We start from the raw sequence: 21,697 nt of genomic DNA, 5'->3' as shown, positions 1-21,697 counted from the left end.
CCTATTCGCGAGCAAGCCCGCTCCCACATGTTGAATGCATTCACAGATAAAAAATGTGGGAGCCGGGCTTGCCCGCGATGAGGCCTGTTCAGGCAAAGAATAATCAGGCCCCGGCCCCAACCTGGCGACCGCTGACCAACCGCTCCAACGCATCGCTCAACCCTGACGCCTTGTCACCGATCAACAGGTGCCAAACGCCGCTTTCCATCTGGCTGACCCCTTGGCAACCCAGTGCGGTCAGGTCCGCTTCCGACAACACCGAATCATCCCCCAATTCCACCCGCAACCGCGTCATCGCCACGGCTTCCAACTGCCGCACATTTTCCCGGCCTCCCAGCGCATTCAGCCATTTCTCGGCCTCCTGCACATTTACCGCCACCGGCTTATCCACAGGCGGAACTGCGACAGGCGCACTGGCTGCAAACGAAGGCATTGCCAAGCGAATCTCATCGGCAATGCTATCGGCCATCGGCCCGACCACCACCTGCAAGCTCCCGCCATTCCCGGGCCGTACGACCGCCATGGCGCCCAGCGCTTTCAGTTCGGCATCCACGGCTTTGTTGCGATCCACCATGTCCAACCGCAGGCGCGTGGTGCAGGCACCGACGCTCAGCAAGTTCGCCGCACCACCCAGGGCCTGGATGTAGGCCGTGGCGCGCTGGTTATCCGACATCACCTCAGCCTGCACCACCTGTATGTCTTCACGGCCTGGCGTCTTCAAGTTGAAGCGCCGAATGCAGTAGTTGAACACGCTGTAGTAGACCACCGCGTACGCCAAGCCCACCGGGAACACCAGCCAGCCGTTGGTGGACTTGCCCCAACCCAGCACCATGTCGATAAAACCGCCGGAGAAGGTAAAGCCCAGGTGGATATTCAGCAGGTTGGTCACGGCCATCGACAAGCCGGTCAACACCGCGTGGATCAGGTACAGGAACGGCGCGAGGAACATGAACGCAAACTCGATCGGCTCGGTCACCCCGGTCAGGAACGAGGTCAACGCCATGGACAGGAAAATCCCGCCCATCACTTTACGGCGCTCCGGCAATGCATTGCGGTACATCGCCAGGCACGCTGCGGGCAGGCCGAACAGCATCACCGGGAACATGCCGGTCATGAACTGGCCGCCTTGCGGGTCACCGGCGAAGTAGCGGGTCAGGTCGCCGGTCACGACCGCGCCGGTCACCGGGTCGGTAAAGCTGCCAAATACGAACCACGCCATGTTGTTGAGGATGTGGTGCAAGCCGGTGACGATCAGCAAGCGGTTGAACACGCCGAACACGAACGCGCCCAGGCTGCCGCTTTCCATCAGCAGCACGCCGAAGCTGTTGATGCCATGCTGGATCGGCGGCCAGATCAGGCCGAAGATCACGCCCAGGGCGACCGCCGAAAAACCGGTGACGATCGGCACAAAGCGTCGCCCGCCGAAGAACGCCAGGTATTCCGGCAGCTTGATGTCCTTGAAACGGTTGTACAGCGCGCCGGCCATCAAACCGCTGGCGATCCCGGCGAGCATGCCCATGTTGATGGTCGAGTCCATCACCTTGAGGGTGGAGATCATCACCAGGTAACCAATCGCCCCGGCCAGGCCGGCGGTGCCGTTATTGTCGCGGGCGAATCCCACGGCAATGCCGATGGCGAAGATCAGCGCCAGGTTGGCGAAGATCGCTTGCCCGGCGTCGTGCATCACGGCGATGTTCAAAAGATCCGTATCACCCAGGCGCAGCAGAAGGCCGGCGATCGGCAGGATCGCGATCGGCAGCATCAGTGCACGGCCCAGGCGTTGCAGGCCTTCGATGAAATGTTGGTACATGGCGAGTCTCCCTTTTCTTGTTGTTGTCAGCTCAGCGGCCAGTGGTGTTGACAGGCTTGGCGAACGGCCTTGGCGCTGCTCAGGTCGAGCAAGCCTTGGCTGATTTGCCGGCATTGCGCCGCGTCCAGGTGGCGGACGCGGTCCTTGATTTCTCCGATCTGCGGCGGGCTCACCGACAGCTCGCTGACCCCCAGGCCCACCAATACCGGCGTGGCCAGCGGGTCGGAGGCGAGGGCGCCGCACACGCCAACCCAGCGTCCGTGTTTAGCCGCGCCGGCACAGGTCTGGGCGATCAGCCGCAACAACGCCGGGTGCAGTGCATCGACGCGGGCGGCGAGGCCGGCGTGGTCGCGGTCCATGGCCAGGGTGTACTGGGACAGGTCGTTGGTGCCGATGGACAAAAAGTCCGCATGCCTGGCCAGTTGCTCGGCCATCAGCGCGGCGGCGGGTACCTCGATCATCACCCCCAGCTCGGGACGCTGGGTCAGTTCCAGCTCGGCGCACAGTTCATCCAGGCGTTGGCGGATCTGCAGCAGTTCATCCACTTCGCTGACCATGGGCAGCAGGATGCGGCAGCGTTCCAGCGGGCTCACTTGCAGCAGCGCGCGTAGTTGCTGGTCGAGCAGTTCCGGACGCACGTGCGCCATGCGAATGCCGCGCAGGCCCAACACCGGGTTGGCCTCGACCGGCAGTGGCAGATAGTCGAGCTGTTTGTCGCCGCCCACATCGATGGTGCGAATGATCACCGACTTGTCGCCCATGGCATCCAGCACGGCCTGGTAGGCCTGGCGCTGTTCCTGTTCATCCGGCGCGGTGCGGCGGTCGACGAAGAGGAATTCGGTGCGTAGCAGGCCGACGCCATCGGCGCCGTTTTCAAACGCCACTTGGGCTTCGGCGCTGGAAGCGACGTTGGCGGCGACTTCGACGAGCAATCCGTCGGTGGTCTGCGCCGGTTGCCGGGCCTGGACCTGTTGCTGCTGGCGTCGCTGTTTCTGCGCGTCGCGAATCTGGTGCACTTCGGCGTGACGCGCTGCGCTGGGGGCCAGTTCCAGACGGCCATTGGCGGCGTCGAGCACCACGCGCTGGCCTTGGGGCACCTCCAGCACTTCGCTACCCAATGCGACCACACAGGGCAAGCCTTTGCCCCGTGCCAGGATCGCCACGTGGGAGGTCGCGCCGCCTTCGGCCATGCAGATGCCGGCAGCCTGTTGCGCGCTCAGTTGCAGCAGGTCGGAAGGGGTCAGTTCGTGGGCGCTGACGATAGCGCCAGCGGGCAGCTCGAAGTGCCAGGCCTCGCCCAGCAAGGCACGCAGCACACGTTGTTGCAGGTCGCGCAGGTCATTGGAACGCTCGGCGAACAGCGGTTTGCCGAGGGCTTGCAACACGGCGCACTGTGCCTGGATGGCGTCGCGCCAGGCGTGCGTGGCGGCGCTGCCGTGTTCGATGGCACCGGTCGCGGCGTCCAGCAGGGCGGGGTCGTCCAGCAGGGCGAGGTGGGCGGCGAAGATATCTTCTTCTTCCACAGCCTTGCGTTGCTGTGCCTGTTTCAAGGTGCTGCGGATTTCACCACGTACCTGTTCCAGGGCGGCGTCCAGGCGTTGCAGTTGTTCATCGGCGGCGTGGTTGCCGGTGTCTTCCGGCAGCTCGATGCCGGTAAGGCGCAGCAGCGGCCCGCAGACCAGCCCCGGTGCGGCGCAGACGCCTTGCAGCACGTCGGCTTCGGTGTTGACCCGGCGTGGGGCAACGGCCACGGGGGCGTGGTGTTCTTCCTTGATCGTGGCTGACAAGGCGGCAACCACGGCCGGTAACGCCGCTTCGGCGTCTTTGCCGCGACAGGTCACTCTGACCTCGTCGCCTTCGCCAATGCCCAGGCCCATCAGGCCGATCAAGCTGTCGCAGGTTGCCGATTTACCGTCGAAGTGCAGCGTGGTCTGGCTGCTGAAACCCTGCGCCGCGTTGCGGACCAGGGCAGCAGGCCGCGCATGCAAACCGCCGCGATGGGTGATCTGTACAACGGCGCCGGCCTCGGTGACCGCGTTATCCACCGCAGTCTGAACCGTGGCTGCCGAGCGCGGCATCACCTGCAGCAACGGCTCACCCACCTTCACCGCAAGCCCGGCCACCGGACGCAGATCAAAACGTTCGCCATTGGTGAGAATGATCAGGCTGACCAGGCTTTTGCACTGGCGCGCAATGCGGTCCAGGTCAAATTGCACCAGCGCCTGGCCCTTGCTGACCCGTGCGCCGTCCTTGACCAGCAGCGCGAAGCCTTCGCCATTGAGCTCCACGGTGTCGATGCCCACGTGCATCAGCAGTTCGGCGCCGTTGTCGGCCCGAATCGTCAAGGCATGACCGGTGCGGGCGACGTGGATGATCACGCCGTCGCAGGGCGCATGCAGGCAATCGTTCAGCGGGTCGATGGCAATGCCGTCGCCCATGGCGTGACTGGCGAACACTTCGTCGGGAACGTCGCCCAGGGCCAGCACCGGTCCGCTTAACGGGGCGCTGAGGGTCACTGCATTATTGTTGTTGGACATGGGCACGGTACTCATCAGGAAAACGTGGTCATCGACTCAGTGAGTGCGAGTGACTTTGCTCAGGTGGCGTGGCTGGTCGGGGTTCATGCCCCGGGCAACCGCCAGGCCAGCGGCCATCACATAGAAACTCTGGATGGCCAGGATCGGGTCCAGGGTCGGGTGTTCGGCGCGGTTCAGGGTCAGGTCGCGTTCGGCGATATCGTCCGGCGCCGCCAGCAACACACGGGCGCCGCGTTGGCGCATGTCGGCGGCCAGGCTCAGCAGGCCGGCCTGCTCGGCGCCGCGTGGGGCGAACACCAGCAAGGGGTAGTCGTGGTCGATCAAGGCCATCGGCCCGTGGCGCACTTCGGCGCTGCTGAAGGCTTCGGCCTGGATCGCCGAGGTTTCCTTGAGTTTGAGCGCGGCTTCCTGAGCAATGGCAAAGCCGGCGCCACGGCCGATCACCATCAAACGCTGGCAGTCGCGCAGTGCGTCGATGGCTGGGCTCCAATCCTGCCGCGCAGCTTCGCGCAGGTCATCGGGGAGGGCGCGGCAGGCGTGCAGCAACTCGGCTTCCTGGTTCCAGTGGCCGATCAGCTGCGCGCTGGCGCTGAGGGTGGCGATAAAGCTCTTGGTGGCCGCGACGCTTTGTTCCGGCCCCGCGCACAGTGGCACATGGAATTCGCAGGCGGCCTCCAGCGGCGAGTCTTCGGCGTTGACCATCGAAATGCTCAAGGCCCCGCGTTTGCGCAGCAGGCGCAGGCTGTTGACCAGGTCCGGGCTTTGCCCCGATTGCGAGAAACCGAAGGCAACCTGACCGCTGACTTTCAATGGCGCTTGCAGCAGCGTCACCACGGACATCGGCAGCGACGCCACCGGAATGCCCACGTGTTGCATGGCCACATAGGCAAAGTAGCTGGCGGCGTGGTCCGAACTGCCCCGGGCGATGGTCATCGCCACTTGCGGCGGTTGGCGGCGCAGGCGGCCGGCGATTTCTTCCAGCAGCGGGTCCAGGCGTTGCAGTTGTGCCGCGACGGCGTCGCCGGAGGCCAGGGCCTCTTCAAGCATTTTTGAAGTCAATGGTTTCTCCTTCGACCATTACGTCGGTGAGTGTCAGGGAGCGGTCCAGGCGCACGCAGTCGGCAAAGCTGCCGGGTTGCAGGCGGCCGCGTTCTTCCAGGCCCAGGTAATCCGCCGGGAATTGCGACAGGCGTTGCGAGGCTTCGCTGAGGGGCAGGCCGATCTTCACCAGGTTGCGCAGCGCCTGGTCCATGGTCAGCGTGCTGCCGGCCAGGGTGCCGTCGGCCAGGCGCACACCGCCCAGGCATTTGGTGACGGTGTGGCTGCCCAGCTTGTATTCGCCGTCGGGCATGCCGGCGGCGGCGGTGGAATCGGTGACGCAATACAGGCACGGGATCGAGCGCAAGGCCACGCGCATGGCGCCGGGGTGCACGTGCAGCAAGTCCGGGATCAGCTCCGCGAATTGGGCATGGGCCAGGGCCGCGCCGACGATGCCGGGTTCGCGGTGATGCAGCGGGCTCATGGCGTTGTAGAGGTGGGTGAAACTGGTGGCGCCGGCGGCGAGTGCGGCGACGCCTTCTTCGTAGCTGCCCAGGGTGTGGCCGATCTGCATGCGCACGCCGCGTTGGCTCAGGGCGCGGATCAGGCCCTCGTGCCCGGCGATTTCCGGGGCAATGGTGATCACCCGGATCGGCGCCAGGCGCAGGTAGGCTTCCACCTCGGCCATCAGCGCGGTGTGGGCGAAGTTGGGTTGGGCGCCGAGCTTGCCGGGGTTGATGTAGGGGCCTTCCAGGTGCACGCCGAGTACGCGGGCGCTGCCGGCGGGGCGCTGTTCGCAGAAACGGCCGAGCTGGCCCAGCACGCTGGAGATTTCTTCCACCGGCGCGGTCATGGTGGTTGCCAGCAACGAGGTGGTGCCGAAGCGCACATGGGTGCGGGTGATGGTCTCGAAGGCTTCGCTGCCTTCCATGATGTCCTTGCCGCCACCGCCGTGCACATGCAGGTCGATAAAGCCGGGCAGTACATAGGGCAGGTCATTGTCGGCCGGGTCGCACGGTGTGCCTTCGATGGCGATCACCTTGCCGTGCTCATGCACCAGGCGGCCGCGAATCCAGCCGTGGGGCGTGAGGATGTTGTCTTCGGACATGGGCAGTTCTCTAAATTCGCAGTTCAGCGGAGTAGTCGTAGCGGCGCAGCTCTGCGACGAAGTCGTAGTAGTCGTTGCGGCAGTAGGTGTCGGTGATTTCGATGGGCGTGTTGTCGGCGGTGTAGCCGACCCGGGACATCAGCAGCATGGCGGTGCCGGGCGCGATGCCCACCAGTGCGGCGAACTCGTCCGACGCATTGATCGCCTGCACATGCTGCAAGGCGCGGACGATGGGCTTGCCGATGCTCTCCAGGTATTCGTACAGCGAATTACCCAATGCCTGGGGCTGGGGGAGGATCGAGGCCGGGATGGTGGTGGTTTCAATCGCCATCACCGTGTCATCGGCTTTGCGCAAACGCTTGAGGCGCGCGACTTTGTCGGTGGGCGACAGAGCCAGGCGGATCAGTTCTTCGTGGGTCGGCGGGGTCAGGTCGCGTTCCAGCCACTGCGAACTGGGCACAAAGCCCTTGAGGCGCAGCATCTCGCTGAAGCCCGACAGGCGTGACAGCGGTTGTTCCAAACGGGGCGTGATGAAGGTGCCGGAACCTTGGCTGCGGCGGATCAGGCCTTGGGCGAACAAGACCTCCAGGGCCTTGCGCGCGGTGACTCGAGAGATGTTCAACTGCTCGCTGAGTACACGTTCCGAGGGCAGGGCCTGCTCGGATTTCCACTCGCCGGCATGGATGGCCGCTTCCAGGTTGCGGGCCAGTTGCAGGTAGAGCGGCGTGGACTGTTTGTCGTCGGGGCGCAGGGCCAGGATAGGGTTCATCGTGATGGTTTCCGATGCGGTTATTGGAGTGTTGTCGCCCGGTAGTGGCCGGAAATTAATACCACTTAAATACCATGTCAATGCAACCAAAACCGTGCAAATGCGGGTTTCAGGGCCCTGGAGTGGCAAGTGGTATCAAGTGGTATTAGAGAGGTCTTTTCTGGCGCGCAGCACGACGCAGCCCGCGCAGTGAACTGGTATTCACCGGCAGGCGCTGCGCAGGGCAGGAAATATTTTTGAATTAATTTACCAACGGTCGGTGATCAGGGACGAATCTCGATCATGGTGCCGTCCTTGACCAGGTTCCAGACTTCACGCATGTCCACGTTGCGCATGCCGATGCAGCCGTCGGTCCAGTCCAGGGTATGGAACCACTGCTCCGGGTAGTCTTCGCTGTCCGGCGTGCCGTGGATCATGATCATGCTGCCGGGCTTTACGCCTTCGCGGCGGGCACGGGCAGCGTCGCTGATATTGGGATAGGAAATGTGCATGGCCAGGTTGAAACGGTCGCTGGTCTTGCGCCAGTCGATCCAATAGAAGCCTTCGGGCGTGCGGCGGTCGCCTTCGATCAGTTTGGTGCCCTTGGGGTTTTTGCCCAGGGAAATGCGGTAGGTCTTGAACGGTTTGCCGTCGTGGATCAGTTGCAACTGATGGGCGGACTTGAGCACCAGGATTTTCTCGACGGGCCTGCCGCCGATGGTTTCCACCGTGGAGGCGCAAGACAGGGCAGCGAACGACAAACAGATAAGAGCAAGCAACCAACGCATTAAAACGGTATCCCTGTGTGCCGGGTTCTTATTGGGTGGGCTTGCCCATGGGCGCAACGGCTTCGCTGCGTACGGGGTACGCCTGCTGCCGACGGTCGGCGAAAAAGTATTCTAGGGTACGTCCGACCGTACGGAAAGCCAGCTCGGACCAAGGGATGTCCGCCTCGTCGAACAGCTTCACTTCAAGGCTTTCGGGGCCGGCGGCAAAATCCAGGTCCACCAGTTCGGCGCGGTAGAAGATATGCACCTGGTTGATGTGCGGTACATCGATCAGGGTGTAGATATTCAGGTTGCGCACGCGGGCGCAGGCTTCTTCCAGGGTTTCTCGGGCGGCCGCCTGTTCCACGGTCTCACCGTTCTCCATGAAGCCGGCGGGCAGGGTCCAGTAGCCCAGGCGCGGCTCGATGGCGCGGCGGCACAGCAGCACCTTGTCGCCCCATAACGGCAAGGTGCCGGCAACGATGTTGGGGTTCTGGTAGTGAATGGTCTGACAATGGTCACAGACAAAACGCAGGCGACCGTCGCCTTCGGGAATGCGTTGGGTGACCGGTTTACCGCACTGGCTGCAGAAATTCATGCTGGGGTTCCTGGGGACTGCGCCTATCTTGGCGTGGCGGCTGCCGTGCCCGCAAGTTGTGTTTGGGGTTGGGCGCCCGCACGCTTTGGTGCATGATGCGGGGTAGCCAACAGATCGAGATGCCTCATGCTGGACGAGCTACTTCGCCGGGTACGCAATCATACGCCACGCACGCTGGAAACCGACGATCGTTTCCCGGAAGCGGCGGTGTTGGTGCCGATCACCCGCAGTGACGAACCCGAGCTGATCCTGACCCTGCGTGCCAGCGGCCTGTCGACCCATGGCGGCGAAGTGGCCTTTCCCGGTGGGCGCCGCGACCCCGAAGACCCGGACCTGGTGTTCACGGCGTTGCGCGAGGCCGAAGAAGAAGTCGGCTTGCCCCCCGGCCTGGTGGAGGTCATCGGTCCGTTGAGTCCGCTGATCTCCAAGCACGGCATTCGTGTCACGCCTTATGTCGGCGTTATCCCCGACTATGTGGAATACCTGGCCAACGATGCGGAAATCGCCGCCGTTTTCAGCGTCCCCCTGGAGTTCTTCCGCCAGGATCCGCGCGAGCATACCCACCGTATCGACTACCAGGGCCGCAGTTGGTACGTGCCCAGTTATCGCTTTGGCGAATACAAGATCTGGGGGCTGACGGCGATCATGATCGTCGAGCTGATCAACCTGCTCTATGACGATTCCAACATCAGCCTGCACCAGCCGCCCAAGAGCTTCATCAATATCTAAGCCATCACCTAAATGGCCTGCCGTGAGGAAACACCATGAAATATCGCCTGGGCGATGCCCGCGTCGAGACGCATCCGAACAGCTGGGTGGCGCCGAATGCCACGCTGGTGGGCAAGGTCAAGCTGGAGGAGGGCGCCAACGTCTGGTTCAACGCGGTGTTGCGTGGTGACAATGAATTGATCCTGATCGGCAAGAACAGCAACGTGCAGGACGGCAGCGTGATGCACACCGACATGGGCTACCCGCTGACCCTGGGCACCGGCGTGACCATCGGCCACAACGCCATGCTGCACGGCTGCACCGTCGACGATTACAGCTTGATTGGCATCAACGCGGTGATCCTCAACGGCGCGAAGATCGGCAAGCACTGCATCATCGGCGCCAATTCGCTGATCGGCGAAGGCAAGGAAATCCCTGACGGTTCGCTGGTGATGGGCTCGCCGGGCAAAGTGGTGCGTGAGCTGACGGATGCGCAAAAACGCATGCTGGAAGCGAGCGCCGCGCACTATGTGCATAACGCGCAGCGGTATGCGCGCGACTTGGTTGAGCAGCAAGAATGAACCCGACTGAACGCCCCGTCGCCTCGCCGTGCGTGAGCATTTGCGCCTTGGATGACGACGACATTTGCACCGGCTGCCAGCGCACCGTGGATGAGATCACGCGCTGGAGCCGCATGGACAACACCGAGCGCCGGGTGGTGTTGGGGTTGTGCCATGAGCGGGCGAAGGCGAGTGGGTTGGTGTGGATGATTTCGGGGAAATCGGGCGCCTGATAGATCGCTTTCGCGGGCAAGCCCGCTCCCACAATTTGACCGCATTCCTACAGGATAAACGCGGTCGAATGTGGGAGCTGGCTTGTCGGGCCGCCGCATCGCTGCGATGAGGCCCGCCCGGACGACATATTTCCAAATGTGAAGTACCCTGTGTGGCATTACCCACAGGTCCATCCCTTCATGCTCTTCCTGATCGCCTACATCAGCAGTGTCGTGCTGATCAACTTCGCTTTCTCCACCGCCCCACACCTGGATGTCATCTGGTCCGCCTGGGGCGGCCTGGTTTTCATCCTGCGCGACATGGTGCAGACCCGCTTCGGCCACGGCGCGATCATCGCGATGCTGGCGGCGCTGGTGCTGTCGTATGTCACGTCCGATCCGGCCATTGCGCTGGCCAGCGCCACGGCGTTCGCGGTGTCCGAGTGCATTGACTGGCTGGTGTTCAGCATCACCAAGCGTCCGTTGCACGACCGGTTGTGGATCAGTTCGGCGCTGAGCATCCCCCTCGACACCTTTATCTTCTTTGGCCTCATCGGTGCGCTGACACCCGCGGTGGCGGGCACGGCGCTGGTCTCCAAGTTCGCCGGGGTGACGGTGGTGTGGCTGATCATGGCCTGGCGCCTGCGCAAACGGGCTGTCGCCAACTGAGGCCAATTCTTGCGGTTCATGTAAAATGCCGGCCTTTCTCCCTATGATCCGCTCCCCTGAGGACCTGAGATGACCCGAATCGGAACTCCATTGTCGCCAACCGCGACCCGCGTTTTGCTGTGTGGCTGCGGTGAGCTGGGCAAGGAAGTGGTAATCGAACTGCAGCGCCTGGGCGTTGAAGTGATTGCCGTGGATCGCTACGCGAACGCACCGGCCATGCAGGTTGCCCATCGCAGCCATGTGATCAACATGCTCGACGGCGCCGCCCTGCGTGCGGTGATCGAGGCCGAGAAGCCGCATTTCATCGTGCCGGAAATCGAAGCCATCGCCACTGCCACCCTGGTGGAACTGGAGGCCGAAGGCTTCACCGTGATCCCGACCGCGCGCGCCACCTCGCTGACCATGAACCGTGAAGGCATCCGTCGCCTGGCCGCCGAAGAGCTGGACCTGCCGACCTCGCCGTACCACTTCGCCGACACCTTCGAAGACTACAGCCAGGCTGTCCAGGACCTGGGCTTCCCGTGCGTGGTCAAGCCGGTGATGAGTTCGTCGGGCAAGGGCCAGAGCCTGCTGCGCAGCGCGGATGACGTGCAGAAAGCCTGGGACTACGCCCAGGAAGGCGGGCGTGCCGGCAAGGGCCGTGTGATCATCGAAGGCTTCATCGACTTTGACTACGAAATCACCCTGCTGACCGTGCGTCACGTGGGGGGCACCACGTTCTGTGCGCCTGTCGGTCACCGTCAGGAGAAGGGCGACTACCAGGAGTCCTGGCAGCCGCAGGCCATGAGCCCGGTCGCGTTGGCCGAGTCCGAGCGCGTGGCCAAGGCCGTGACCGAAGCCCTGGGTGGGCGTGGTCTGTTTGGCGTGGAGTTGTTCATCAAGGGTGACCAGGTGTGGTTCAGCGAAGTGTCGCCGCGTCCCCATGACACCGGCTTGGTGACCCTGATTTCCCAGGACCTGTCGCAGTTTGCCTTGCACGCGCGCGCGATTCTCGGCCTGCCGATTCCTCTGATCCGTCAGTTCGGGCCTTCGGCGTCGGCGGTGATTCTGGTGGAAGGGCAGTCGACACAGACTGCATTCGCCAACCTGGGCGCGGCCTTGAGCGAGCCTGATACGGCGCTGCGCCTGTTTGGCAAGCCGGAAGTGAATGGCCAGCGTCGGATGGGTGTGGCGCTGGCGCGCGACGAGTCGATCGAAGCGGCCCGGGCCAAGGCCACGCGGGCTTCCAAGGCTGTTGTGGTCGAGCTGTAACCGCGGCGCGCCCTTCGCAGGCAAGCCAGCTCCCACATTTGAAGGTATTCACAATTCAAACTGTGGGAGCGGCGGTGCGACGATTCGACTTGCTCGCGAGCCGGTCTATCAGGCGACGCGATTCAAATCATTGTCCCGCGTCTCTTTCAGGCACAGCACAGCGATCAGGCTGAGCACCGCTGCCGCCGACACATACCCGCCGACATAACTCAGGCCGCCCATCGCCACCAGCTTGGTCGCGAAGAACGGTGCCGCCGAGGCGCCCACGATCCCGCCCAGGTTATACGCCGCCGAAGCACCGGTATAACGCACACGGGTCGGGAACAGTTCCGGCAGCATGGCGCCCATCGGTGCGAACGTCACGCCCATCAGGAACAGCTCCAGCGCCAGGAACAGTGCCACCGTCCAGGTCGAACCATGGGTCAGCAACGGCTCCATGGTAAAGCCCGACAGAATGGTGAGGATCGCGCCGACGATCAGCACCGGTTTGCGTCCGAAACGGTCACTGGCCCAGGCGGCTATTGGCGTGGCCAGGCCCATGAACAGCACGGCGAAACACAGCAGACCCAGGAAGGTTTCACGGCTGTAGCCCAGTGTCGAGACGCCGTAGCTCAGGGAAAACGCAGTGGTGATGTAGAACAAGGCGTAGCACACCACCATTGAGGCGGCGCCCAGCAATACCGGCACCCAGTGCTGGCTGAACAGCTCTACCAGCGGCACTTTCACCGGGGCTTGTTTGGCCACGGCATTGGCGAACACCGGCGTTTCGTGCAGTTTCAAGCGTGCATACAGGCCGACCATCACCAGTGCAGCGCTGAGGATGAACGGAATGCGCCAACCCCAACTGCGAAATTGCTCGTCACTCAGGCCCATGGCCAGGATCAGGAACAAACCGTTCGCCGCAAGGAACCCGATGGAAGGTCCCAACTGGGGGAACATGCCGAACCAGGCGCGCTTGCCCTTGGGTGCATTCTCGGTGGCCAATAACGCCGCACCACCCCATTCCCCGCCAAGGCCCAGGCCCTGGCCGAAACGCAGCACGCACAACAGGATCGGCGCCCAGGCGCCAATGCTGTCATAGCCCGGCAGCAGGCCGATCAAGGTGGTGCACACGCCCATCAGCAGCAGCGAGGCCACTAGGGTCGACTTGCGACCGATACGGTCCCCAAAGTGCCCGAACAGCGCCGAACCCAGCGGTCGGGCGATAAAGGCGATCCCGAAGGTCAGGAACGACGCCAGCATCTGCGCGGTGCCCGAGGTCTGCGGGAAGAACACCGGCCCGATCACCAGAGCGGCGGCGGTGGCGTAGATATAGAAGTCGTAGAACTCGATGGCGGTGCCGATGATGCTCGCGGTGGCAACCCGACTTGTCGAATTGCTCGGCGGCGCGGCGGCGGCCTCGGTGTAGGTGGTGCTCATGGAGAAATCCCTGACGGTCGTTGCGCGTGTGAACGCGAAATGGTTGTGGGGCCGAACACCCATGGGTCATGGGCAATGCACGGGGAGGGCTCGGGGATAAGAGCGCACGCCGGTCAGGCAGGGTAAAGCAGTGCCGGGACTCGTGGAGTGCGGGTAGCACGCGGTCGGGCGAAGCTTGGGTAAGCCGCAGGGATTATAGGAAGGGAGCTAAGTATTCAACAAGAGGGGAAAACGGCGAATTTTAGCGAGAAATGGGATCCATCTTGCGGGCTGCAGCCTTTGTTGGGCTTCGCGTTGCGCAAATGCAACCCTGGAGCGGTAATTTATGTCGCGGCAGGTATGTGGCTGGTGTGCCAGAGCAGCACCTTGCTTACGCGGTTGTCCTCGGTCTCGAGGATCTCCAGGCGATAGCGACCGATCTTCAGGCATACCGCGCAATCGGGGATGGTTTCCAGCGCTTCGGTCACCAGGCCGTTGAGGGTCTTCGGGCCGTCGCTGGGCAGGTGCCAACCCAGGCTCTTGTTCAGTTCGCGCAGGGAGGCGGCGCCGTCGATGATGTAACGGCCATCCGGCTGCGCTTCGACATGTGGGTTGTCCGCATTCTGTTCGCTTTCGAACTCACCGACGATTTCTTCGAGGATATCTTCCAGGGTCACGATGCCCAGCACTTCGCCGTATTCGTCCACCACCATGCCCAGCCGGCGCTGCTGTTTATGGAAGTTCAGCAATTGCAGTTGCAGGGGTGTGCTTTCCGGGACGAAGTAGGGCTCGTGGCAGGCGGCGAGCAAAGCCTCCTTGGTAAGGCTGGCATCGGGCAGCAGGTGTTGGATCTGCCGAGTGTTGAGCACGGCTTCGACCTGATTGATATCGCTGTGAAACACCGGCAGGCGGGTGCGCTGGGACGTGCGCAACTGTTCAATGATGTCTTCGACCGGGTCATCCAGGTTGATCCCGTCCACCTCACTGCGAGGGACCAGGATGTCGTTGACCGTGATGTTGTCCAGGGCGTGGATGCCGGGCATGCCCGGGGTGCGGCCGTCGTCGGCTTCAGGCTCGGGTTCATCGCCCTGTTCCGGCAGGGGTTCGTCGCTGTTTTTCACGACCCCGGCCTTGCGTGCGAACGGGCGCAGCAACAACAGGCTGGCGCCATTGAGCAGCCAGGCGAAGGGGTACAGGATTTTCAGGGGGACGCCCAGCAGCGCGTTGCCAAAACCCAACACCGCCTGTGGGTAGCGAGTGGCCAGGGTGCGGGGCAGGTAATCGGCCAGGACCAGCAGGATCGCGGAGGAAATCAGCCAGCCCAGCCAGGGGCCGTTTTGCGCCCAGGCATAGATCGCCAGCAGGGTGCAGAGAATCACCACCACCCCGCGGCACAGGGTGTTGCACAGAATCAGGCTGTTACGCGGAAAGCTCAGGCGGGCGGCAGCCTTGTCACCCTGACGTGTGCCGGGGCGCAGGGCCAGCAGGTGCTGCTGGGCCGCTTCGATGGCGGTGAACAGCGCCGCCCACAACACCAGCAGGGCAATTACCGCGAGCATCGGCCCCAGGGGCAGGTTGTCCATGTTCGCCGCCCGTCAGATATGCAGGATGTATTCGCGGACCAGCTTGCTGCCGAAATAGGCCAGCATCAGCAGGCAGAAACCGGCCAGGGTCCAGCGGATCGCCTTGTGCCCGCGCCAGCCCAGGCGGTTGCGGCCCCACAGCAGCACGCTGAACACCACCCAGGCCAGGCACGCCAGCAAGGTTTTGTGTACCAGGTGCTGGGCGAAGAGATTCTCGACGAACAGCCAGCCGGAAATCAGCGACAGCGACAGCAACGTCCAGCCGGCCCAGAGGAAGCCGAACAACAGGCTTTCCATGGTTTGCAGGGGCGGGAAGTTCTTGATCAGCCCGGACGGGTGCTTGTGCTTGAGCTGGTGGTCCTGCAGCAGCAGGAGCAAGGCCTGAAACACTGCGATGGTGAACATGCCGTAGGCGAGGATCGACAGCAGGATGTGGGCAAGGATGCCTGGTTCTTCATCGATGACCTGCACGGTGCCCGTGGGGGCGAACTGTGCCAGCAGCACCGTCAGCATGCCCAGCGGGAACAGCAGCACCAGCAGGTTCTCGACAGGAATCCGGTAGCAGGCCAGCAACGTGAGGGCGATGACCGCCGCTGCGATCAGGCTGGCGGCGCTGAAAAAGTCCAGGCCCAGGCCGACCGGTGTCAGCAGGTGGGTGAACAGGCTGGCTGCATGGGCCAGCAGGGCCAGCACGCCAAGGCCCACGAGCAGGCGTTTGTCCGCCTTGGCGCCTTTGGCCAGACGAGTGCCCTGGTAGAGGGTCGCAGCGGCATACAAAATGGCGGCGGCGAGGCTGGGTAGCAAACTGGGTGACAAGGGGACCATAAATCCTGATAGACAAGCCCGAAAGGCGCTGAGTTTGGCATACCCCCGCGTTCCACGAAAGACTCCCGGGCCAGACAGCGGGTGTGCACGGCGGCAGTCTTCGCTATAATCCGCGACCTGCCCATGCCGCAGGCTCGCCGAGCGCTGTTTTTAACAGCGATTGATTACAGCCTGGGCCGCCATTACCTCGGTCTACCAATGCACTTCGCTGATTAGGGCCTGAAAGGATCGCGCATGTTTGAAAACTTGACTGACCGTCTCTCGCAGACGCTGCGCCACGTTACCGGCAAGGCCAAGCTGACCGAGGACAATATCAAAGACACCCTGCGCGAAGTGCGCATGGCGCTGCTGGAGGCCGACGTCGCCTTGCCGGTGGTGAAGGACTTCGTCAACTCGGTCAAAGAGCGCGCGGTGGGCACCGAGGTGTCCCGCAGCCTGACGCCGGGCCAGGCCTTTGTGAAGATCGTTCAGGCCGAGCTCGAAAGCCTGATGGGCGCGGCCAACGAAGACTTGAACCTCAGCGCCGTACCGCCGGCCGTCGTATTGATGGCGGGTTTGCAGGGGGCGGGTAAAACCACCACCGCCGGCAAGCTTGCGCGTCTGCTGAAAGAACGCAAGAAGAAGTCGGTGATGGTTGTATCCGCCGACGTCTATCGCCCGGCGGCGATCAAGCAGCTCGAAACACTGGCCAACGACATCGGCGTGACGTTCTTCCCGTCCGACCTCAGCCAGAAGCCGGTGGACATCGCCACCGCTGCTATTAAGGAAGCCAGGCTCAAGTTCATCGATGTGGTGATCGTCGACACCGCCGGTCGCCTGCACATCGATGACGAGATGATGCACGAGATCAAGGCGCTGCACGCCGCGATCAACCCGGTCGAAACCCTGTTCGTGGTCGACGCCATGACCGGTCAGGACGCCGCCAACACCGCGAAAGCGTTTGGCGATGCCTTGCCGCTGACCGGCGTGATCCTGACCAAGGTCGACGGCGATGCCCGTGGCGGTGCTGCATTGTCGGTGCGCGCCATTACCGGCAAGCCGATCAAGTTCATCGGTATGGGCGAGAAGAGCGAAGCGCTCGAACCGTTCCATCCTGAACGGATCGCCTCGCGCATCCTCGGCATGGGTGACGTGCTCAGCTTGATCGAGCAGGCCGAAGCCACGCTCGACAAGGACAAGGCTGACAAACTGGCCAAAAAGCTGAAGAAGGGCAAGGGCTTCGACCTTGAAGACTTCCGCGACCAGCTGCAACAAATGAAGAACATGGGTGGTCTGGGCGGCCTGATGGACAAGCTGCCGAATATCGGTGGTGTGAACCTGGCGCAAATGGGCAACGCCCAGGGTGCGGCAGAGAAGCAGTTCAAGCAGATGGAAGCCATCATCAACTCCATGACCCCGGCCGAGCGCCGTGACCCGGAGCTGATCAGCGGTTCGCGCAAGCGCCGTATCGCCTTGGGTTCCGGTACCCAGGTGCAGGACATCGGTCGCTTGATCAAGCAGCACAAGCAGATGCAGAAGATGATGAAGAAGTTTTCCGCCAAGGGCGGCATGGCCAAGATGATGCGCGGCATGGGCGGTATGTTGCCCGGCGGCGGCATGCCCAAAATATAGTGACCTGTTTCGAGGATAGCTGCTCAATTATGGCGGCGTCTGTTGTCCTCATGCTGCGTTGCCGCTCCTCCCCATAGCCAGCTATGAGTCGTCGCGGCGCCTTGCCTGAGAACAACAGCCACTCGCCAAAATCGAGCGCTATCCACGAAACAGGCCACAAGAATTCGAGCGCAAGCCCGCTTGTGCTCCGACCCACAGGGATGTGGGATCTCCAGCAAACCCGCCATTGGCGGGCGCTGACTCGCCGTTTTAACCGACGGCCCTATAGCAGATCTGAATGGCACGCCGATAGGCGCCAGAAAAAGGCATTTGCAAAAGTCCGGATATTCCTTAGAATATGCGGCCTTTCGGGCACCCATGCCCGCTGTGCATTTAGATTTGCAGCACCGACTACAGGAACGATGTTCACATGCTAACAATCCGTCTTGCCCTTGGCGGCTCCAAAAAGCGCCCGTTTTACCACTTGACCGTAACTGACAGCCGCAACCCACGTGACGGCTCTCACAAGGAACAAGTTGGCTTCTTCAACCCGATCGCTCGTGGTCAAGAAGTTCGTCTGTCCGTGAACCAAGAGCGCGTAGCCTACTGGCTGAGCGTTGGTGCACAACCATCTGAGCGTGTTGCTCAGCTGTTGAAGGACGCTTCTAAGGCTGCGGCCTGAGCGATATGAACGCGACGCCGGCTGTTGCTGATGATTTGATCGTTATCGGCAAGATTTACTCTGTTCATGGCGTTCGCGGCGAAGTGAAGGTGTATTCCTTTACGGATCCGACTGAAAACCTGTTGCAGTACAAAACCTGGACGCTCAAGCGCGAAGGTAGTGTGAAACAGGTCGAGCTGGTCAGTGGACGCGGGAGCGACAAGTTCCTGGTCGCAAAGCTCAAGGGTCTCGATGATCGTGATGAAGCTCGTCTTCTGGCCGGTTATGAGATCTGCGTGCCGCGCAACCTGTTCCCTGAATTGACCGACGGCGAGTACTACTGGTACCAGCTGGAAGGTCTGAAGGTTGTTGATCAACTCGGGCAATTGCTCGGGAAAATCGATCATCTTCTGGAAACCGGCGCCAATGATGTAATGGTGGTCAAGCCTTGCGCTGGCAGCCTGGATGATCGCGAACGCCTGTTGCCCTATACGGAGCAATGCGTGTTGGCCGTTGACCTGGCAGCGGGCGAGATGAAGGTGGAATGGGACGCGGACTTCTAAGCGTGGCTAATTTGCGCATTGAAGTGATCAGTTTGTTTCCCGAGATGTTCTCCGCCATCAGCGAATACGGCATCACCAGTCGGGCGGTGAAACAGGGGCTGTTGCAGCTCACCTGTTGGAACCCGCGAGACTACACGACGGATCGACATCACACTGTGGATGATCGCCCATTTGGCGGTGGTCCGGGCATGGTGATGAAGATCAAGCCCCTGGAAGACGCGTTGGTTCAGGCCAAGGCAGCCGCCGGGGAGAAGGCGAAGGTTATTTACCTGTCCCCTCAAGGCCGTCAGCTGAAACAGGCGGCGGTACGCGAACTGGCGAATGAGGAAGCATTGATCCTGATTGCCGGTCGCTATGAAGGCATTGACGAGCGTTTTATTGATGCTCATGTCGATGAAGAGTGGTCGATTGGGGACTATGTCCTGTCTGGCGGTGAGCTGCCGGCGATGGTCCTGATAGATGCGGTTACACGGCTGCTGCCTGGAGCTTTAGGGCATGCGGACTCCGCGGAGGAAGATTCCTTCACGGATGGTTTGCTGGATTGCCCGCACTACACCCGTCCGGAGGTGTATGCGGATCAGCGTGTTCCCGACGTATTGCTAAGTGGCAATCACGCACACATCCGGCGTTGGCGTTTACAGCAGTCCCTTGGTCGGACCTATGAACGACGCGCCGATCTTCTGGAAAGCCGCTCGCTTTCTGGAGAAGAGAAGAAGCTGCTCGAGGAATACATCCTCGCGCGGGACGATAGTTAACAACGTATCGATGGTAGGTCCATTGACTTACCTTAGGAGCACAGCATGACTAACAAAATCATCCTTGCACTCGAAGCAGAGCAGATGACCAAAGAGATCCCTACCTTTGCCCCGGGCGACACCATCGTCGTTCAGGTGAAAGTGAAGGAAGGCGACCGTTCGCGTCTGCAAGCGTTCGAAGGCGTGGTAATCGCCAAGCGTAACCGTGGTGTGAACAGTGCTTTCACTGTTCGTAAAATCTCCAACGGTGTTGGCGTAGAGCGTACTTTCCAGACCTACAGCCCGCAAATCGACAGCATGGCCGTCAAGCGTCGCGGTGACGTACGTAAAGCCAAGCTGTACTACCTGCGTGACCTGTCCGGTAAAGCAGCTCGCATCAAGGAAAAACTGGCTTAAGTCCAGCGTTCCGATGCAGAAAAAAGCAGCCTACGGGCTGCTTTTTTGTGCCTGTGATTTAAGGTCCGGGATAGGATCTGCCCGATGCCACCTTTTTTGCTGAGTGCCTATGCCCGCCATCGACCATCCCCTGATTGACCGCTTCCTCGACGCCCTGTGGCTGGAGAAAGGCTTGTCGGACAACACGCGACAGGCCTATCGCAGCGACCTGGCGTTGTTCAATGGCTGGCTGCAAGAGAAAAACCTCGAACTGGTCAACGCAGGCCGCGAGTTGATCCTCGATCACCTGGCCTGGCGTCTGGAGCAGAATTACAAGCCACGCTCCACGGCGCGATTTCTCTCAGGTGTGCGGGGTTTTTACCGCTACTTGCTGCGGGAAAAGCTGATCGCTCTCGATCCGACTTTGCAAGTCGACATGCCACAACTTGGCAGGCCGCTGCCCAAATCCCTGTCGGAAGCCGATGTTGAGGCGTTGCTTGCGGCTCCCGACCTGAGTGAGCCCATCGGCCAGCGTGATCGCGCGATGCTGGAAGTGTTGTACGCCTGCGGCCTGCGGGTGACCGAGTTGATCAGCCTGACCCTGGAGCAGGTCAACCTGCGTCAGGGCGTGTTGCGTGTGATGGGCAAGGGTAGCAAGGAGCGTCTGGTGCCGATGGGGGAGGAGGCGATCGTGTGGGTCGAGCGCTATATGCGTGATGCCCGCAGCGAATTGCTCGGTGGGCGACCCAGTGATGTGCTGTTTCCCAGTCTGCGCGGCGAGCAGATGACGCGCCAGACCTTCTGGCACCGAATCAAGCATCAGGCCAAGGTGGCCGGGATCGGCAAAGCGCTCTCGCCACACACGTTGCGTCATGCGTTTGCCACGCATTTGCTCAATCACGGGGCAGATTTGCGTGTCGTCCAGATGCTGCTGGGCCACAGTGATTTATCCACCACCCAGATCTATACCCACGTAGCGCGCGCACGTTTGCAGGACATGCACGCCAAACATCACCCGCGCGGCTGAAAATATACCCTTCAATACGGCCAATTTGCCCGCCACGGGCTGCCCTTGCGCCCAACTGTGGTAGGCTTTGCCGGTTAGCAAAGGGGACGGCCCATGCCCGGGTTTCCGCATCGGTGCGACTGCTTCCGTCCCTGCATCTGCCTTCAGGAGTTCCCATGCGCTTGACCCAGATTATTGCCGCCGCAGCCATTGCGTTGGTTTCCACCTTTGCCTTTGCCGATGACGCGGCTGAGCAGACCATCCGCAAGAGCCTGGCCAACCTGCAACTGGACACGCCGATCGAAAGCATCAGCGCGAGCCCCATGGCCGGTCTGTACGAGGTCAAGCTCAAGGGCAGTCGCGTGCTGTACGCCAGTGCGGACGGCCAGTACATCGTCCAGGGCTACCTGTTCCAATTGAAGGACGGCAAGCCGGTCAACCTGACCGAGAAAGCCGAGCGGCTGGGTGTTTCCAAGCTGATCAATGGCATCCCGGTCGCTGAAACCGTGGTTTATCCGGCTATTGGCGAGACCAAGACCCACATCACCGTGTTTACCGACACCACCTGCCCGTACTGCCATAAGCTGCATGCCGAAGTGCCGGCGCTGAACAAACTGGGTGTGGAAGTACGCTACGTCGCGTTCCCGCGCCAGGGCCTGGGTTCGCCAGGTGACGAGCAACTGCAAGCCGTGTGGTGCTCCGCCGACAAGAAAGCGGCCATGGACAAGATGGTCGATGGCAAGGAAATCAAGGCGGCCAAATGTGCCAACCCGGTTTCCAAGCAATTTGCCTTGGGGCAGTCCATCGGCGTCAACGGTACACCGGCCATCGTTTTGGCTGACGGCCAGGTAATTCCGGGCTACCAGCCGGCCCCGCAAGTTGCCAAACTGGCGCTGAGTGCCAAGTAAGCCCGTATCGAATCAAAGCCTGTCGAC

General features: G+C 62.0%; 22 protein-coding genes. 12 read left to right on the top strand and 10 right to left on the bottom strand.

Annotated features, from left to right (window positions below; translation table 11 throughout):
* Positions 1-103: 103 nt before the first annotated feature.
* The 7 genes from nagE to ACW9IB_RS15995 form a co-directional block, all read right to left on the bottom strand.
* Positions 104-1,810, bottom strand: a complete 1,707-nt coding sequence (nagE, locus tag ACW9IB_RS16025) for an N-acetylglucosamine-specific PTS transporter subunit IIBC (protein ID WP_457414409.1) — start codon at positions 1,808-1,810, stop codon at positions 104-106.
* Positions 1,811-1,836: 26 nt separating this feature from the next.
* Positions 1,837-4,347, bottom strand: coding sequence for a phosphoenolpyruvate--protein phosphotransferase (gene ptsP, locus ACW9IB_RS16020; RefSeq protein WP_457414407.1), 2,511 nt, complete (start codon positions 4,345-4,347; stop codon positions 1,837-1,839).
* A 36-nt stretch (positions 4,348-4,383) separates the two neighbouring features.
* The gene (locus ACW9IB_RS16015; RefSeq protein ID WP_457414405.1) at positions 4,384-5,406 is read right to left on the bottom strand and encodes an SIS domain-containing protein; all 1,023 of its coding nucleotides are present in this window, start codon (positions 5,404-5,406) and stop codon (positions 4,384-4,386) included.
* Entirely contained in the window at positions 5,387-6,493 is a 1,107-nt protein-coding gene (gene nagA, locus ACW9IB_RS16010) for an N-acetylglucosamine-6-phosphate deacetylase (protein ID WP_457414404.1), read from the bottom strand. The genes ACW9IB_RS16015 and nagA overlap by 20 nt, the downstream gene beginning before the upstream one ends.
* A 10-nt stretch (positions 6,494-6,503) precedes the next feature.
* Complete coding sequence (locus ACW9IB_RS16005) at positions 6,504-7,262, bottom strand: GntR family transcriptional regulator (protein ID WP_457366134.1); 759 nt, start codon at positions 7,260-7,262, stop codon at positions 6,504-6,506.
* Positions 7,263-7,525: 263 nt separating this feature from the next.
* The gene (locus ACW9IB_RS16000) at positions 7,526-8,029 is read right to left on the bottom strand and encodes a L,D-transpeptidase family protein (RefSeq protein WP_457414403.1); all 504 of its coding nucleotides are present in this window, start codon (positions 8,027-8,029) and stop codon (positions 7,526-7,528) included.
* 28 nt (positions 8,030-8,057) lie between these two features.
* Complete coding sequence (locus ACW9IB_RS15995) at positions 8,058-8,606, bottom strand: NUDIX hydrolase (RefSeq protein WP_457366136.1); 549 nt, start codon at positions 8,604-8,606, stop codon at positions 8,058-8,060.
* 126 nt (positions 8,607-8,732) lie between these two features.
* On the opposite strand from ACW9IB_RS15995, the gene ACW9IB_RS15990 reads away from it, so the two are divergent.
* The 5 genes from ACW9IB_RS15990 (at position 8,733) to purT (ending at position 12,006) form a co-directional block, all read left to right on the top strand.
* Entirely contained in the window at positions 8,733-9,335 is a 603-nt protein-coding gene (locus tag ACW9IB_RS15990; RefSeq protein WP_457366137.1) for a CoA pyrophosphatase, read from the top strand.
* Between the two features lie 35 nt (positions 9,336-9,370).
* Positions 9,371-9,895: a gamma carbonic anhydrase family protein gene (locus tag ACW9IB_RS15985; protein WP_457414402.1), complete on the top strand. Its 525-nt coding sequence runs from the start codon at positions 9,371-9,373 to the stop codon at positions 9,893-9,895.
* Positions 9,892-10,107 carry a DUF1289 domain-containing protein gene (locus ACW9IB_RS15980; protein ID WP_457414400.1) on the top strand — a complete coding sequence of 72 codons (216 nt, stop codon included), beginning with the start codon at positions 9,892-9,894 and terminating at the stop codon, positions 10,105-10,107. Before ACW9IB_RS15985 ends, ACW9IB_RS15980 begins: the two co-directional genes overlap by 4 nt.
* 180 nt (positions 10,108-10,287) lie before the next feature.
* Positions 10,288-10,755 (top strand): VUT family protein, encoded by a 468-nt coding sequence (locus ACW9IB_RS15975; RefSeq protein WP_016971941.1) that lies wholly within the window; start codon positions 10,288-10,290, stop codon positions 10,753-10,755.
* 69 nt (positions 10,756-10,824) lie between these two features.
* Positions 10,825-12,006, top strand: a complete 1,182-nt coding sequence (gene purT / locus ACW9IB_RS15970) for a formate-dependent phosphoribosylglycinamide formyltransferase (RefSeq protein WP_457414399.1) — start codon at positions 10,825-10,827, stop codon at positions 12,004-12,006.
* Positions 12,007-12,114: 108 nt separating this feature from the next.
* On the opposite strand, the gene ACW9IB_RS15965 is transcribed toward purT, so the two are convergent.
* The 3 genes from ACW9IB_RS15965 to ACW9IB_RS15955 all read right to left on the bottom strand — a co-directional run bounded on the left by ACW9IB_RS15965 (position 12,115) and on the right by ACW9IB_RS15955 (position 15,812).
* A complete protein-coding gene (locus ACW9IB_RS15965) occupies positions 12,115-13,425 on the bottom strand; it encodes an MFS transporter (RefSeq protein WP_457366141.1) in 1,311 nt (436 codons plus the stop codon).
* 323 nt (positions 13,426-13,748) lie between these two features.
* Positions 13,749-14,987: a transporter associated domain-containing protein gene (locus ACW9IB_RS15960; protein ID WP_457414398.1), complete on the bottom strand. Its 1,239-nt coding sequence runs from the start codon at positions 14,985-14,987 to the stop codon at positions 13,749-13,751.
* A 12-nt stretch (positions 14,988-14,999) separates the two neighbouring features.
* Positions 15,000-15,812: a cytochrome C assembly family protein gene (locus ACW9IB_RS15955; protein ID WP_457366143.1), complete on the bottom strand. Its 813-nt coding sequence runs from the start codon at positions 15,810-15,812 to the stop codon at positions 15,000-15,002.
* Between the two features lie 234 nt (positions 15,813-16,046).
* On the opposite strand from ACW9IB_RS15955, the gene ffh reads away from it, so the two are divergent.
* The 7 genes from ffh to ACW9IB_RS15920 all read left to right on the top strand — a co-directional run bounded on the left by ffh (position 16,047) and on the right by ACW9IB_RS15920 (position 21,670).
* Entirely contained in the window at positions 16,047-17,423 is a 1,377-nt protein-coding gene (gene ffh, locus ACW9IB_RS15950) for a signal recognition particle protein (RefSeq protein WP_457366144.1), read from the top strand.
* A 409-nt stretch (positions 17,424-17,832) separates the two neighbouring features.
* Complete coding sequence (gene rpsP / locus ACW9IB_RS15945) at positions 17,833-18,084, top strand: 30S ribosomal protein S16 (RefSeq protein ID WP_003209587.1); 252 nt, start codon at positions 17,833-17,835, stop codon at positions 18,082-18,084.
* Positions 18,085-18,089: 5 nt separating this feature from the next.
* Positions 18,090-18,626 carry a ribosome maturation factor RimM gene (rimM, locus tag ACW9IB_RS15940; RefSeq protein WP_457366145.1) on the top strand — a complete coding sequence of 179 codons (537 nt, stop codon included), beginning with the start codon at positions 18,090-18,092 and terminating at the stop codon, positions 18,624-18,626.
* Positions 18,608-19,381 (top strand): tRNA (guanosine(37)-N1)-methyltransferase TrmD, encoded by a 774-nt coding sequence (trmD, locus tag ACW9IB_RS15935; protein ID WP_177326528.1) that lies wholly within the window; start codon positions 18,608-18,610, stop codon positions 19,379-19,381. Before rimM ends, trmD begins: the two co-directional genes overlap by 19 nt.
* Positions 19,382-19,426: 45 nt before the next feature.
* Entirely contained in the window at positions 19,427-19,777 is a 351-nt protein-coding gene (rplS, locus tag ACW9IB_RS15930) for a 50S ribosomal protein L19 (RefSeq protein WP_003175895.1), read from the top strand.
* 109 nt (positions 19,778-19,886) lie between these two features.
* Positions 19,887-20,783 carry a site-specific tyrosine recombinase XerD gene (gene xerD / locus ACW9IB_RS15925; protein WP_457366147.1) on the top strand — a complete coding sequence of 299 codons (897 nt, stop codon included), beginning with the start codon at positions 19,887-19,889 and terminating at the stop codon, positions 20,781-20,783.
* A gap of 155 nt (positions 20,784-20,938) precedes the next feature.
* On the top strand, positions 20,939-21,670 hold the full coding sequence (locus tag ACW9IB_RS15920; RefSeq protein ID WP_010207987.1) for a thioredoxin fold domain-containing protein: 732 nt from the start codon (positions 20,939-20,941) through the stop codon (positions 21,668-21,670).
* The last annotated feature ends 27 nt before the right edge of the window (positions 21,671-21,697 follow it).

The organism is Pseudomonas sp. SDO524_S393 (genome assembly GCF_054071875.1).
This window is presented reverse-complemented; position numbering and strand designations above follow the sequence as displayed.